Consider the following 15,140-nt stretch of genomic DNA (forward strand, 5'->3'; position numbering starts at 1 on the left):
GTCCAGGAGCGGCTTGGCAAGCCGATAACGAGCTGGGATCAGGTCCTGCGGCCGGAAAATTTAAAGAAGCTCGCCGACTGTGGCGTCTACATGCTCGACAGTCCGGAGGACATGTTCGCGATCGCGCTCAACGACCTGAAGCTCGATCCCAATTCGAAAAATCCGAAGGACCTTTCGCGGGCCGCCACCCTCTTAGGAAGTCTGCGCCGCTATGTGAAGAAATTTCATTCCTCTGAATATATCAATGCGCTGGCGAACGGCGACATTTGCGTCGCCATCGGTTGGTCGGGCGACAGCCTGCAAGCGCGCAATCGCGCCCGCGAAGCCGGAACCGACGTCGATATCGCTTACGTGATACCGACCGAAGGTTCGCTCCTGTCGCTGGACAATCTCGCGATTCCAAAGGATGCGCGCCATCTTGAGGAAGCCTATCTCTTCATCGACTATCTGCTTCGACCCGACGTCGCCGCGCGCAATTCGATCGCCACCAATTTCGCCAATGGCGTCGCGCCGTCGCGACCGCTGATTGACAAGGCGGTCGCGAATGATCCGTCGGTCTATCCGAACGACCTCACCATGCGGCGCCTGTTTACCGTCACGGCGCCCGATCAGACGGTTCAGAAACTGATCACCCGAATGTGGACGACGGTGAAGACCGGACGATGAAGAGATCTGGCGCCGACGTGCGCCCGACGGAACGCGTCACGCATGACGCGTGAACCCAGCCGAGCGCCGCAGTCTACTGCTCGCTCAAGATGCGCTTCAGAAGTTCGATGACTTCGGCGAGCCCTTTGTCCTTGGAGGCGAGCTCCTCGATTTTCCGCACCGCGTGCAGCACCGTGGTGTGATCGCGGCCGCCAAATCTACGGCCAATCTCCGGCAGCGAGCGCAGCGTCAGCACTTTCGAGAGATACATGGCGATCTGCCGAGGCCGCACCACATTAGCGGTGCGCCGGGAGGACAAAATGTCGGAGCGTGAAATATTGTAGTGGCTCGCCACGAGCTTCTGGATATCGTCGATCTTGACGCGTTTGGGATCCTGTGTGCGCACGAGATCGCGAATGGCCGTTTCCGCGGTCTCGACCGTCAGCGGCGCCCCGGTCAGCGTCGCGTGGGCGAGAAGCCGATTGACGGCGCCCTCAAGATCACGGCCGTTGGTCGCGATCGTCCGCGCCACATAGGAGATGACCTCCGGCGGCACGTGGAAACTGGATTGCGACTCCTTCGCCGATGCAATGCGCGCGGCGAGGATCTTGATGCGCAAGGACTCGTCTAGAGGGCCGATGTCGACGCAAAGCCCGCCCTTGAATCGCGACAGCACGCGCTCGTCGAGCGTGTCGAGCTCGGACGGCGGCCGGTCGGCCGCGACGACGACCTGACGGCCGGCGTCAATCAGCGCATTCAGCGTGTGGCAGAATTCCTGCTGGATTGATTTGCCTTGGAGAAACTGAACGTCGTCGATGATCAGCACGTCGATGCCGCGCAGCTTCTCCTTGAACGCCAGCGACGTATGCGTGGTCAGCGACGAGACGAAGCCGCTCATAAAGCGCTCAGCCGTCAGATAAATCGTATGGCGGCGGTTGTCGTTCGACGCATGCGCGAGCGCCTGCAGCAGATGCGTCTTGCCGAGCCCGACCGCCGCATGGGCGTAGAGCGGATTGAACATCGGAAGATCGCCGGAGCGCGCCTCCGCGACGCGGCAGGCGGCCGCGTAGGCGAGCTGGTTCGACGGCCCGACGAGAAAGGTCGAGAAAGACAGCCTACGATCAAGCGGCGAGCCGACGAAAGCGTCGGCGTCGTGACGCATGGTCATCGGGCGAACGGCGCGGCGTGCATTTCCTTCGTTGGCCGCTTCGAGAGCAGGCGCGAATGACGCGACGGCGCGCGCGGCGCAGTGCGTCGTGTTGGACTCGACCTGATCTGCGCCGTCTTCACGCGAGCGAGCTTTGCGCATAGGCGAACGTACGTCGATGACGACTCGCTCGACCTTCGAGAATTCGCTCGCGACGCGCGCCTTGATGCGCGGCGCATAGTGCGACTGCACCCAGCTTTTCAAAAATTTGGTGGGCACCGTCAGATGCACCGCGCCGCCGTCGATACGCTCGAGCTCCAATCGCGTGAACCAGGAATTGTAAACCGCGTCGCCGAGGTCGCTCCTCAGTCTGTGTCGGACTCGGTCCCATTTCGAGCGATCTTCAGCGGTTACTCCGTCGTCTGCCAATTGTTCTCTATGATCGGACATATCAGACCTTTTTTCCGAAACGAGCGCCAGAAAGGGAGCCCTCGGCGAATCTCGCCGCTGGCGCTGATCGAAAGGAACCTGGTTGGATCGCGTAATTGCGGCCGCGAACGGCGCTAAATCAACACTCTTGAAGGCGGCCCAATCGCGAGCCGCGCGCATCTGCCGACGCTGGCGTCTTGCGTGAAACAGACGCCGCAAGACGTCCCGAACGACCGCATGTTGATGCGATCGTTGACGCTGCGCGCTCCCTGGACTGTCTCGGCCAACCGCCCCTTCGCCATGGCAAAGCTCTCCCCTGGTCCGGGATCAGCGAGAATCCCGGATTGATGCGCGTCGCAGGAAACGGAATTTACTCTACGCCCTTGCGAACTGATCACTTGAGTTTTCAAGCCGAACGGCTGGAAGGCGGCAATGCGTCTCGCTCTGTGGGCCCCATCCGCGCCGGGGAACGCAGGTCGTTCCCCTCACTATTGCGCGCCCATGAAAAACTGACGCCGACCGCCCTTCGTTCGACCCTTCGAAGCTACACGTCAGCGCCATCACGCGCAACGACGCTCGCAATTAAATCTGTCATAATGATTGGACTTTTGTCGCGTGGCGCCGTGAACTTTCTTCATCTTCGACGATAAGCCGATGATTCGCCGCTCTTAAAATTCCGCGGGTGACATGCGCGTCGGGGCGACCGCTGCGCGCGGAGTAAGCGCCAAAAATAGTGTCAAGTGCCCGCGCTATTTCCCGTTCGTGACAGCTTGATTGCAAGAGATTGAATCGGGAGAATTTTGAATGATCACGACTTATTGCTGCGAAAAAAAATTCCTGGCCGTGTCATCTGCGCTTCATGCGACGAATTGCCGTCGCCGTCCTGCGCAATAAAAAAGCCCGGCTCTCGCCGGGCTCGAAAAATGCTGCGTCCACGTTACGCGCGGCGAATTCTCTATGCTTGTGCGGCCAGCGCCTTCACTCGCGCGGTCAGGCGCGAAACCTTTCGCGAGGCCGTGTTCTTGTGAATGACGCCTCGCTGCGCGGCGCGCATCACGATCGGCACGGCATTTTGCAGCGCGTCCGCCGCCACCGAGGCGTCGCCCGAGGCGATCGCCTCCTCGACTTTGCGCACAAAAGTGCGCATGCGGCTGCGACGCGCCCGATTGACCGAAGTGCGGCGGGCGATCTTGCGAACGGCTTTCTTGGCCGAACTCGTATTGGCCATGCTTTGCGTGTCCTTGAGAGTGACGGCGATGCCGCCCAAAAACCAAACGGCCGCGAAATCGCGGCCAAGTGGCGTGGTTTATAAGCGCGACGGCCACCTTTCGTCAATGGCCGCCCTATCGATTGGCGAAGGCCGGCTTCCGCTTTTCCACGAAGGCGTTCATGCCTTCCTTTTGATCGCCCGTGGCGAAAAGTGAATAGAAAAGCCCTCGCTCATGTCGGATTCCCTCCGCGAGCGTCGATTCAAAAGCGCGATTGACCGCCTCCTTGGCCATGAGAACCGCGGGAAGCGACATAGACGCGATCGTCGCGGCCGTCTTGATCGCCTCGGCGAGAAGATCGGCGGCCGGGACAATCCTCGCGACGAGGCCGGCGCGCTCGGCCTCCTCGGCGCCCATCATCCGACCCGTCAGTATGAGATCCATCGCCTTGGCCTTGCCGACGGCGCGGGTCAGCCGCTGCGTGCCGCCGGCGCCGGGAATCACGCCGAGCTTGATTTCCGGCTGGCCGAATACCGCCGTGTCCGCCGCGAGAATGAAGTCGCACATCATCGCGATTTCGCAGCCGCCGCCCAACGCGAAGCCAGAGACGGCGGCGATGATGGGCTTGCGGGCACGCGCCACGACGTCCCACCGGCCGATGAAATCGTCGAGAAAGGCGTCGACGAAGCCCTTGTCGCGCATCTCCTTGATGTCCGCGCCAGCGGCGAAGGCCTTCTCGGAGCCGGTGAGGACAACGCAGCCGACGCCGTCATCGGATTCAAACTTCGCGAGCGCGTCGTCGAGCTCGGCGATGAGCCGCGCGTTCAGCGCGTTGAGCGCTTCAGGCCGGTTGAGACGGATCAGTCCGACTCGGCCCTGCGTCTCGACTGCAATCGTGTCATAAGTCATGCGCGCCACCTCGCCAGTCCAGCGACTTCGCCGGCTCGCGCGCTTCATATCTCAAAATCGCCGCTCGCGTCCGCCCTTTCTCCAAAACCAAGCGTGACCGCGCGGGCGTGCAGATCGTCGAGCGTCACGTCGTCCAGTTGCCGGAGCGCGCTTTCTTCGGCTTCAGCGATGATCGGCTCCAGCACCGCCGAGAGCAGCGGCGGCGCCACGTCCGGCTCCTCCTCTTCAGCGCGCAAGGCGACGCGAACGATTTCGCCGACGGAGAGACGGCGCCTCTCGCGGGCCAGCGCATAGCCCCCCGCTGGCCCTCTTACGCTTTTGAGAATCCCCGCTCTCACCAGGGCCTGCAGGACCGTCTCCAAGCGTCGCGGGGGAAGATCGTGACGCGCGGCGAGCTGCTTTGACGACACCGGCCGACCGCGCGCATGAAGCGCCACGTCGAGCGTCGCCATGAGCGCAAAGCGAGCGGTGCGCGGCAGGAGCTTCATCACGCGCCTTCTCCGGTCAGTCCCGTCGACCCGAAGCCGCCGGCGCCGCGCGTCGTTGCGTCGAGATCGTCGACCTCCTCCAGCATCACATGCGTCACCGGCGCGATCACGAGCTGGGCGATGCGCATGCCGCGAATGATCTCGAAGGGCTGCCCCCCAAGATTGATCAGCAGTGTCTTGATCTCGCCGCGATAGTCGCTGTCGATGGTGCCCGGGGCGTTGAGCACGGTGACGCCGTGCTCCGCGGCGAGGCCCGATCGCGGACGAACCTGTCCCTCATAGCCTTGAGGCAGAGCGATCGAGAGTCCTGTGGGGATGAGATCGCGGGCGCCCGGCTCCAGCACCAGCTTTTGCCCCGGCGCCAGCGCGGCGTGGAGATCAAGGCCCGCTGCGCCTTCGCTGGCGTAAGCCGGGGATGGCAGACCATCGCTGTTCGGCAGTCGGCGGATCGCGACTTTCATGACGCTTCGCCGATCATCTGCGCCAGGCGCGCCACGAGCCGCTCGGCGAGGTCTTCCTTGCGAAGCCGCGGCCAATCTTCGACGCCCCCTCGCGAGACGAGGTGGGCCTGGTTCGTGGCCCCGCCAAATACGCCGGTCCCCTCGCTGACGTCGTTGGCGACGATGAGATCACATCCTTTTCGGTCGAGCTTTTCCTGCGCGTTGCGGATAAGGTCGCGCGTTTCCGCAGCAAAGCCGACGACCAAGCGAGGGCGGTTCGGTCCGCGTGAGACGCTCGCAAGAATGTCGGGATTTTCGACAAGCGACAGGCTTGGCGCGCCGCGCGCGCCTTTCTTGATCTTGTCGACCGCCGGCTCCGCGCGCCAATCGGCGACAGCCGCTGCGGCGACGAATATATCCGCCGGAAGCGCGGCCTCCACGGCGGCCAGCATGTCTCGCGCGCTCTCTATATGTATGGTTTCGCAGCCGGACGGATCTGAGAGGGCGACCGGCCCTGAGATCAACGTCACACGCGCCCCCGCGCGCGCCGCCGCCGCCGCAATGGCGTGCCCTTGCCGCCCTGAGGAACGGTTGGCGATGTAGCGAACCGGATCGATCGGCTCATGTGTGGGCCCGGAGGTGACGACGACATGCAGCCCTTCGAGCGCGCCGCCGCGCGTCCGCAAGCCTTCGGGCGCGGGCAACCGCGTGTCCTGCTTCAGCGCCGTCTCGATCGCTTCGACGATCTCCAGCGGCTCGCTCATGCGCCCTGGTCCATATTCACCACAGGCCATGTCGCCGACGTTCGGGCCGACAAACCAAGCGCCGTCGCCGTGCAGCGTCGAGACGTTACGCTGGGTTGCGGGGTGAAGCCACATGCGCACATTCATCGCCGGCGCAAAAAGAACGCGCTTGTCGGTCGCGAGCAGCAGGGTGGTCGCCAGATCGTCGCAGAGACCGCGCGCCGCGCGTGCGAGGAGATGCGCCGTCGCGGGGGCGACGACGAGAAGGTCAGCGTCGCGCGACAGCTGAATATGGCCCATCTCTTGCTCGTCGGTTGCGGAGAAGAGATCGTCATAGACTTTTCCGTTCGCGAGGCTGACGAAGGCGAGCGGCGTCACGAACTCCTTGGCCGCCGCCGTCATGACGACGCGCACCCGCGCGCCGCGCTCGCGCAGGCGCCGCACGAGATCCAGCGATTTATACGCGGCGATCCCCCCGCCGACGATCAGCAAGACGCGTTTAGCCTCGAGGCTCCGCGCACAACCCACGCCCGCCACTGAAAAAACTCCGATCGCCGCAGGCGGAGAATACAGATTTTATGCGTAAGGCCAAACGACTTCGCTCGTCCGATCGGGAGAGCTTTTCCGCTCGTGGGACGCTTGCGCCAACATTCGCCGCTCTGCGATAAGGTCGCGCGCGACGCTTTCCGGCAGGGCCACGCCGACAAGCATGGTCTCTCCCCGGTTAAAACGCGGCTTCGCTTGCCCCAAGAATTACCGAAACACGTTGGGCTTCAGCGATGCGACGCCTCGTCGCGCATGCCCAACCATCGCCCCTGCGGGGAATGACATTCGATTAGACCTTTCGCAGCGCGGTGCTAGTGTGCGCCGGCGCCGCATATGTCGAGTCGAAAGGAAAAGGTGTGCGCAATGCCGCTTAGCCTTGCCCCGCGTGTTCTTGCCCCGCGTGTTCTTGCGCTCGCTCTGGTCGTGAGCGCCTTCGTCACGGAGTGCGCGGCTCGCTCGCCGCCGTCGTCGGCTCAGCCCGTCATCGTCAGCCCCGACGCCACGACATCTGCTCCGGCGGAGAAACTCGCGCTTCGCGGGCGCACGCTGATTCCGCTGCATTCGACGCTCATCGGGCAAGGCGGCGTGACGCGGCTGAACTTCTCCGGCGCGCTGTCGATTCACAACGCCTCGGCGACGAATATTCTCGCGATCGAAAAGATTGAGTACCGCAGCGGCTCGGGTCAGTTGATCGAAAGCTACCTGAATGATCCCATCTATCTGAAGCCTTACGCCTCATTGCAGGTCACCATTGCGCAAGACGACGTTCGCGGCGGCACCGGCGCAAGTTTCACGGTCGACTGGTCAACGGCGCAAGGATCGGACGAACCCTTGATCGAAGCCGTGATGACCTCCTACACAGGTCCCCACAGCTACGCCATCCTCTCGCCGGGCCGCCGCGTTTCCCGGCCACAATGATCGCTCACGCGAAGGCGCCGCGTCGCTTTGACGCGACGGCGTCATGATGACCCTTGCGACAAAAAGCGCGCCGCGCGTGCGCCGCCTGACGCTCAGCGACTTCCGCTCCTATGCGGCGCTCGATTGCCGCTTCGAGTCGACGATCATTGCGCTCTTTGGCGAGAATGGCGCGGGCAAGACCAATCTGCTTGAAGCGCTGTCGCTGTTCTCGCCTGGCCGCGGCCTGCGCCGCGCGGAACTCGCCGAATGCACGAGACGCGGCGGCGCCGGCGGGTTCGCCGTGTCGATCGAAGTCGAGGCCGACGGGGTGGCGACGCAGCTCGGCCACGGGCTGACGCCGTCAGGCGAGCGGCTTTTTCGCGTTGATCGCATGCCTGTGAGCTCTGCGCGGGCCTTCGCGGATCATGTGCGGGCGCTCTGGCTCACGCCGGCGATGGATGGGCTTTTCTCGGGCGCAGCGGGAGAAAGACGGCGCTTTTTGGATCGGCTGGCGCTCGGCGTCGACGCCGAGCACGGCGCGCGCGCCAACAGGCTGGAGCGGGCGCTGCGCAACCGAAACCGGCTTCTCGAAGAAGGCGTCGCCGACCGGCGCTGGCTCGACGCCGCCGAGCAGGAGATCGCCGCGCTCGGCGTCGCCGTGGCCGCCGCGCGGCGCGAGACCGTTTCGCGGCTCGTCGCGCTGATCGCCGCCGGACGCGACGACGCCTCGCCCTTCCCTTGGGCGGACGTGACGATCGAGGGCGAGCTGGAGCGGCGGCTGGCGCTCGATCCGGCGCTCGCGGTGGAGGAGTGGTACCGCGGTGAACTCGCCGCGTCCCGACGCCGTGACGCCGCCGCCGGACGGACGCTGATCGGTCCGCAGGCCAGCGACCTCGCCGTGCGCCATGGTCCGAAGAACGAGGCGGCTCGGGCCTGCTCAACCGGCGAGCAGAAAGCCCTGCTGATGGGCCTGACGCTCGCGCACGCCCGCCTCGTCGCCGCCATGACCGGACAGGCGCCGCTGGTGCTGCTCGACGAAGTCGCCGCCCATTTCGACGCAAAGCGTCGCGAAGCCTTGTTTCAGGAGCTTGAAACGCTTGGCGGGCAGATATGGATGACGGGCGCGGACCCGCTGCTGTTTGCGTCATTGCAGGGACGCGCGCAGATCATGCGGGTGACGCCCGGGAAAGTGGAGGAAGCCTAGCCCTCCCCTGTGATGACCGAAGCACCATCGACCTGGCGCGTCCGCCAGCTTGCGTTCCTGATCGCCGCGTGGGCCTCTCCCATGCTATCCCGCCGCCATGGCCATGCTTCCCGCGCAGGCGCGCGTCCTGCTCAAATCCGTTTTCGGCTATGACGACTTCCGTCCCGGTCAGGCCGAGATCATCGCCGCCGTGCTCCGTGGCGGGCCGGTGCTCGCGGTCATGCCGACCGGCAGCGGCAAATCAATGTGCTATCAGCTTCCCGCGATCATGGAAGGCGCGCTGACGGTGGTCGTCTCGCCGCTCATCGCGCTGATGCGCGATCAGGTGCAGCAGATGCGGGCGCTCGGCATTGCGGCGGCGACGCTCAACTCCATGAACGGCGCGGAAGAGAACGACGAAGCCCGCCGCGCGATGCGGGACGGCGCGTTGCGACTGCTCTATGTCTCGCCCGAACGCCTGATGATGGACGGACTCATCGCCGATGTGCGCCGCGCCGGGGCGCGACGCCTCGCCATCGACGAAGCCCATTGCGTTTCGGAATGGGGCCATGATTTCCGTCCCGAATATCGCGAGATCGGTCGCGCCGCCGAAGCGCTCGGCGACATCCAGGCGATCGGCCTCACCGCCACGGCCGACGCCGCGACGCGCGAGGACATCGCCAGGAGACTTTTTTCCTCGCCGCCACAGCTCTTCCTGCACAGTTTCGATCGGCCCAACATCGCGCTTAATTTCGCTCTGAAGGACCAGCCGAAATGCCAGCTCTCGCACTTTCTCGAAAAGCACAAAAGCGAAAGCGGCATCGTCTATTGCTCGTCGCGCAAGCGCACCGAAGACCTTGCGTATTACTTTCAGGAGCAAGGTTACGACGCGCTCGCCTATCATGCGGGGATGGATCAGGCGACGCGCAATCGCAATGGCGACCGTTTCCTGCGTGAAGACGCCGTCATCGCCGTCGCGACCATCGCCTTCGGGATGGGCGTCAACAAGCCGGATGTGCGCTTCGTCGCGCATGCCGATATGCCGTCGTCCGTTGAGAGCTATTATCAGGAGATCGGGCGCGCGGGCCGCGACGGGCTGCCGGCCGATACGCTGACGCTCTACTCGCTTGATGACATGGCCTTCCTCCGCCGGCGCATCGACGAAAAGGACGTGAGCGAGGAGCGCCGCCGCATCGAACACGACCGCTTCTCCGCGCTGGCCATGCTGTGCGAGACGCCGCGCTGCCGGCGCCAGACGCTGCTCGCCTATTTCGCGGAAGAAGCCGCGCCTTGCGGATGCTGCGACGTGTGCCAGGGCAAGGTCGCGGTTTTCGACGGCGTCATCCCGACGCAAAAGGCGCTCTCCGCCATCTATCGCACCGGCCAGCGCTTCGGCGCCGGACATATCGCAGACGTGTTGAGAGGCGAAGCGACCGACGCCGTGCGCCGGCATGGGCATGACGCGATCAAGACTTTCGGCGTCGGAAAGGAATTTTCCAAATCGCAGTGGTCGTCGATCATGCGTCAACTCTTCGCCGCCGGCGCGCTGCGAACCGCAAGCGCGGAACATAGCCCGTCGAAAGACGGGCGTCCTTACGGACGCCCTATGGGCGGTTTCGCGCTGACGGCGAAAGGCGAGAAGATACTCTTCGGCCGCGAGACGATCATGCTGCGCGGCGATCCGCTGACGCGCAGCGACCGTCGCAAAAAAGCCGCCGCCGGCCTCGACGAGACGACGGATCGCATTCTCGCGGCCCTCAAGCGCAAGCGGCGCGAACTTGCGCAGGAGGAAGGCGTGCCCGCCTATGTCGTCTTCGCCGATCGCACGCTGATCGACATGGCCGAAAAGCGGCCGGCGACGCTCGACGACATGCTCGCGGTGCACGGCGTCGGCGAGAGGAAAGTCGCGCGTTACGGCGACGCCTTTCTCGAAGCCTTGGCGGAGGCGCTGCGTTAGCTTTTTCCCCGGCGCCGAGGCATAACCCTGGCCGGGAAGCCGGCGCGGGCCCGCCGCCCGGCGGAAAGGCTGTGAAACCGCCGGAAAGCGCAGTTATTTCCGTGCATTTTGCAACCATTCCGGGGTAAAATCGGCCTTCTCGAATCGAGGGTCGTTCGACCCCCCGACAAATAGGTCAAATGAGCGAAGAAACCGAACGGAACGACCCGGCGGAATATGGCGCAGGGTCCATCAGGGTGCTGCGTGGCCTCGACGCCGTGCGCAAGCGTCCCGGCATGTATATCGGCGACACGGACGATGGCACCGGCCTCCACCACATGGTCTACGAGGTCGTCGACAACGCGATCGACGAGGCGCTCGCCGGCCATGCCACCCATGTCGACGTGACGCTCAACGCAGACGGCTCCTGTACGGTCTTCGATAATGGCCGCGGCATTCCGACCGACATCCATCACGAGGAAGGCGTCTCAGCGGCCGAAGTGATCATGACGCAGCTGCACGCCGGCGGAAAGTTCGACCAGAACTCCTACAAGGTTTCTGGCGGTCTGCACGGCGTCGGCGTCTCCGTGGTCAACGCCCTCTCCGTGTGGTTGAAGCTGCGCGTCTGGCGCGACGGCAAAGAACACGCAATCGAGTTCGCCAATGGCGACGCGGTCGCGCCGCTCGTCGTTGTGGGCGACGCGCCGGTCGTCGACGGCGCGCCCAAGCGCGGCACCGAAGTGACGTTCCTGCCGTCCTCCGCGACCTTCACGATGATCGAGTTCGACTTCGCGACGATCGAGCATCGGCTTCGCGAACTCGCCTTTTTGAATTCCGGCGTGCGCATCGTTTTGACCGACGCGCGACACGCCGAGGTCAAGCGCGAAGAGCTTTATTACGAGGGCGGACTCGAGGCTTTCGTGCGCTATCTCGACCGCGCGAAGACGCCGCTTGTCTCGGCGCCGATCCTCATTCACGGCCAGCGCGACCAAATCAACGTCGAGGTCGCGCTGTGGTGGAACGACAGCTACCACGAAAATGTGCTGGCCTTCACCAACAACATTCCGCAGCGTGACGGCGGCGCGCATCTCGCTGGATTTCGCGGCGGGCTGACGCGCCAGATCACAGGCTACGCCGAATCCTCGGGCGTCGCCAAACGCGAGAAAGTCGACCTTACCGGCGATGACTGCCGCGAGGGACTGACCTGCGTTCTGTCGGTGAAAGTGCCGGACCCAAAATTCTCCTCGCAGACGAAGGACAAGCTCGTCTCCTCGGAAGTGCGCCCGGCCGTCGAGAATATCGTCAACGAATTGCTCGGCCAGTGGCTGGAGGAGCATCCGGCCGAAGCCAAGACCGTCGTTTCCAAAGTGTGCGAAGCGGCGGCGGCGCGCGAAGCGGCGCGCAAGGCGCGCGAGCTGACGCGCCGCAAAGGCGCGCTCGATGTCGCCAATCTTCCAGGCAAGCTTGCCGATTGCCAGGAGCGCGATCCGGCCAAGGCCGAACTGTTCATCGTCGAGGGCGACTCCGCCGGCGGCACGGCCAAGCAGGGCCGTAATCGCGAATTCCAGGCGGTGCTGCCGCTGCGCGGCAAGATCCTCAATGTCGAGCGCGCACGTTTCGACAAGATGCTGTCGTCCGAACAGATCGGCACGCTGATCACCGCGCTCGGCACGGGCATCGGCCGCGACGAGTTCAACGTCGACAAGCTGCGCTATCACAAGGTCATCATCATGACGGACGCCGACGTCGACGGCGCCCATATCCGCACGCTGATCCTGACCTTCTTCTACCGGCAGATGCCGGAGCTGATCGAGCGCGGGCATATCTTCATCGCCCAGGCGCCGCTCTACAAGGTGATGCGCGGCAAGTCGACGCAATATCTGAAAGACGAACGCGCGCTTGAAGATTATCTGATCGAAAGTCTGCTCGACGGCGCCGTGCTGCGCACCGGTTCGGAAGATCGCGCCGGCGCTGACCTGCGTCAAACGCTCGAAGATACCCGCGCGTTCCGCAATGTGATGCTCAGCCTGCATTCGCGCTACGACCGCGCTGTCGTCGAACAGGCGGCGATGGCCGGCGATCTGACGCCGCAGACGGATGAAGCGGAGGCGAAGCGCTACGCCGACGACATCTCGCGACGCCTCGATGCGATATCGGAGGAGACCGAACGCGGCTGGACGGGCGAGGTGCGCGACGGCGGCCAAAGTCTCGAATATGTCTTCAAGCGCACGCTGCGCGGCGTGACTCATGCCGTGACGCTCGACGCCTCGCTGTTAAATTCCAGTGAGGCGCGCAAGCTGCATGAGCGCGCCGAGAGCCTGCGCGAAATCTTCGCCGCGCCGGCGACTCTGATCCGGCGCGGCGACGAGGCCCCGCTCTCCGGTCCGCTGGCGCTTTACGACGCGATGAACTCGATCGGCCGCAAGGGCCTGATGATCCAGCGCTATAAGGGTCTCGGCGAAATGAACGCCGAACAGCTCTGGGAGACGACTCTCGACCGCGACGCGCGTTCGCTCCTGCAAGTGAAGGTGAAGGAAGCCGTGGAGGCGGACGACATTTTCGTCAAGCTGATGGGCGATGTGGTGGAGCCGAGGCGCGAATTCATTCAGGAGAATGCGCTGAACGTCGCCAATTTGGATGTGTGAGCCAAAGGCCCTCATCCTGAGGAGCGCGCAATGCGCGCGTCTCGAAGGACGAGGGCCGCCTCCAGAAACCAACGACAGTCAGCGCAGCCCTCGTGCTTCGAGACGGCGCCTTGCAGGCGCCTCCTCAGCATGAGGACTGCTTAGGCAAACGCGGCGCGAGCAAATAATGCGCTCTCTGTCCCAATTCGCCTGCGGGCGAATCCATCATTGTACGAAAGAGTTCGCGTTTGACACTGCGCGCAACGACGACGACATTCGCGTTTGGATTGATCGAGAAAGGTATCGGCGCCACGGAACTGAGTAATCATGACGGCGCATAGCCCACACTCAGATCTCGGCCTCTCCGCCGATCCCGAACTCGCCTCGGCTATCGCCGGCGAGTTGCGGCGCCAGCAAGAAGGCGTCGAGCTCATCGCTTCCGAAAACATCGTCTCGCGGCTCGTGCTGGAGGCGCAGGGGTCGATCCTCACCAACAAGACTGTCGAGGGCCTGCCCTTTGCGCGCTATTACGGCGGAGCCGAATTCGCCGACGCCATCGAGGCGCTCGCCGTCGAACGCGCGAAGAAACTCTTCAACTGTCGCTTCACCAATGTGCAGCCGCATTCGGGCTCCAACGCCAACGCCGGCGTGTTTCTTGGCCTCCTGAAACTCGGTGATGCGATCCTCTCGATGAATGTCGCCGCCGGCGGCCACATCAGCCATGGCCATCCGGCGACTTTGACCGGGCGCGATTATAAAATTGTCTTCTATGGCGTCAGCCGCGAGTCCGAACGCATCGATCTCGACGAGGTGCGCGATCTCGCGCGGCGCGAAAAGCCGCGCATGATCATCGCCGGCGGCTCCGCCTATGCGCGCGCCATCGATTTCGCGTCGATGCGCGCGATCGCCGATGAGGTCGGCGCCTATCTCCTTGTCGACATGGCGCATTTCGCCGGCCTTGTCGCAACCAGCCTCTATCCTGATCCCCTCCCCCATGCGCATGTCGTGACGACGACGACGTACAAATCGCTGCGCGGCGCGCGCGGCGGCATGGTTCTGTGGAACGACGAAGGCCTGAGCGGCCGGATCAACGCCGGCATATTCCCCGGCGTGCAGGGCTCGGTGCTGCTGCATGGCGTCGCCGGCAAAGCGGCATGCCTTGGCGAAGCCTTGCGGCCGGAATTTACGGCCTACAACCGGGCGGTGATCGACAATGCGCGGGCGCTGGCGCACGCTCTTGCAGATGCCGGCCTGCGCATCATCACCGGCGGCACGGATATGGGACTGATGCTCGTCGATCTTGCCGCGCGCGATTTGACTGGCGATGTCGCCGCCAGGGCGCTGGAGCGCGCCGGCCTCGCCGTCAACAAGAATATGATCCCCTTCGATACGCGTCCGCCCGAGGCGCCGTCGGGCCTGCGCCTTTCGAGCAACGCCGGAACGACGCGCGGGTTCGGCGCCGCCGAGTTCGAAGCGATCGCGGGATGGATCGATCGCGTGCTGAATGAGCCGAGCGATGACGGGTTGATCGAAACTGTCCGCAAAGATGTCGCGGCGCTCTGCGCGCAACACCCAATCTATTAAGCGCCCCCGTGAACGCCGTCCCCATTCGTCTTCTCGTCTGCGTCGGCCCGCGCTGCGACGCCGAAGGGAAAGGCCGCATGCTGCTCGCGTCGGTCGAGACGTCTTTTGCGCAGGCCTTTTCGCAGGAGCTGGCTTCCGGCCGTCTCGCCATTGCGACGCGCGACTGTCTGCGGCTCTGCACGCGCGATCCCGTCGTGCGTTTCGAACCGTCAGGCGACGCCCTGTCCAATCCCTCGCTCGACGACCTCTTGCGTCTCACCCGCGCCGCTCTTGCCGAGCAAGTCCCAGCGCCATCGCGAAGTTACGATGAACAGGAAAAGCTTAGTTGAACCCACTTTGCTTTTCTCAAGAACGGTTCTAC

The 15,140-nt window shown here is 64.1% G+C and carries 13 protein-coding genes; 7 read left to right on the forward strand and 6 right to left on the reverse strand.

Going from position 1 to position 15,140, the window contains the following annotated elements; translation table 11 throughout:
* A partial coding sequence (locus IYW40_RS09675) for an extracellular solute-binding protein (RefSeq protein WP_196400445.1) occupies positions 1–666 on the forward strand: 666 nt, incomplete at its 5' end.
* A gap of 73 nt (positions 667–739) precedes the next feature.
* Here the strand turns inward: IYW40_RS09675 and dnaA are convergent.
* The 6 genes from dnaA to coaBC form a co-directional block, all read right to left on the reverse strand.
* Positions 740–2,242: a chromosomal replication initiator protein DnaA gene (gene dnaA / locus IYW40_RS09680; protein ID WP_196400446.1), complete on the reverse strand. Its 1,503-nt coding sequence runs from the start codon at positions 2,240–2,242 to the stop codon at positions 740–742.
* Positions 2,243–3,176: 934 nt separating this feature from the next.
* A complete protein-coding gene (gene rpsT, locus IYW40_RS09685; protein WP_014893140.1) occupies positions 3,177–3,449 on the reverse strand; it encodes a 30S ribosomal protein S20 in 273 nt (90 codons plus the stop codon).
* A 115-nt stretch (positions 3,450–3,564) separates the two neighbouring features.
* A complete protein-coding gene (locus tag IYW40_RS09690; RefSeq protein ID WP_175094405.1) occupies positions 3,565–4,338 on the reverse strand; it encodes an enoyl-CoA hydratase in 774 nt (257 codons plus the stop codon).
* Positions 4,339–4,382: 44 nt separating this feature from the next.
* Complete coding sequence (locus IYW40_RS09695; RefSeq protein WP_196400542.1) at positions 4,383–4,826, reverse strand: Rrf2 family transcriptional regulator; 444 nt, start codon at positions 4,824–4,826, stop codon at positions 4,383–4,385.
* Positions 4,826–5,287: a dUTP diphosphatase gene (gene dut, locus IYW40_RS09700; protein ID WP_196400447.1), complete on the reverse strand. Its 462-nt coding sequence runs from the start codon at positions 5,285–5,287 to the stop codon at positions 4,826–4,828. Before dut ends, IYW40_RS09695 begins: the two co-directional genes overlap by 1 nt.
* Positions 5,284–6,546 carry a bifunctional phosphopantothenoylcysteine decarboxylase/phosphopantothenate--cysteine ligase CoaBC gene (gene coaBC, locus IYW40_RS09705; protein ID WP_196400448.1) on the reverse strand — a complete coding sequence of 421 codons (1,263 nt, stop codon included), beginning with the start codon at positions 6,544–6,546 and terminating at the stop codon, positions 5,284–5,286. The genes dut and coaBC overlap by 4 nt, the downstream gene beginning before the upstream one ends.
* A 372-nt stretch (positions 6,547–6,918) precedes the next feature.
* Here coaBC and IYW40_RS09710 point away from each other — a divergent pair, with 372 nt between their 5' ends.
* The 6 genes from IYW40_RS09710 to IYW40_RS09735 all read left to right on the forward strand — a co-directional run bounded on the left by IYW40_RS09710 (position 6,919) and on the right by IYW40_RS09735 (position 15,108).
* On the forward strand, positions 6,919–7,473 hold the full coding sequence (locus IYW40_RS09710) for a DUF3124 domain-containing protein (protein ID WP_246720740.1): 555 nt from the start codon (positions 6,919–6,921) through the stop codon (positions 7,471–7,473).
* A 43-nt stretch (positions 7,474–7,516) separates the two neighbouring features.
* On the forward strand, positions 7,517–8,656 hold the full coding sequence (gene recF, locus IYW40_RS09715) for a DNA replication/repair protein RecF (RefSeq protein WP_196400450.1): 1,140 nt from the start codon (positions 7,517–7,519) through the stop codon (positions 8,654–8,656).
* A 97-nt stretch (positions 8,657–8,753) separates the two neighbouring features.
* A complete protein-coding gene (gene recQ / locus IYW40_RS09720) occupies positions 8,754–10,592 on the forward strand; it encodes a DNA helicase RecQ (RefSeq protein ID WP_196400451.1) in 1,839 nt (612 codons plus the stop codon).
* 179 nt (positions 10,593–10,771) lie between these two features.
* Positions 10,772–13,216 (forward strand): DNA topoisomerase (ATP-hydrolyzing) subunit B, encoded by a 2,445-nt coding sequence (gyrB, locus tag IYW40_RS09725; protein ID WP_196400452.1) that lies wholly within the window; start codon positions 10,772–10,774, stop codon positions 13,214–13,216.
* Positions 13,217–13,522: 306 nt separating this feature from the next.
* Complete coding sequence (glyA, locus tag IYW40_RS09730; RefSeq protein WP_196400453.1) at positions 13,523–14,779, forward strand: serine hydroxymethyltransferase; 1,257 nt, start codon at positions 13,523–13,525, stop codon at positions 14,777–14,779.
* Between the two features lie 8 nt (positions 14,780–14,787).
* Entirely contained in the window at positions 14,788–15,108 is a 321-nt protein-coding gene (locus IYW40_RS09735; RefSeq protein WP_196400454.1) for a (2Fe-2S) ferredoxin domain-containing protein, read from the forward strand.
* Positions 15,109–15,140: the final 32 nt, after the last annotated feature.

Origin of the sequence: Methylocystis sp. H4A, from assembly GCF_015709545.1 — a bacterium.
Taxonomy (GTDB): domain Bacteria; phylum Pseudomonadota; class Alphaproteobacteria; order Rhizobiales; family Beijerinckiaceae; genus Methylocystis; species Methylocystis silviterrae.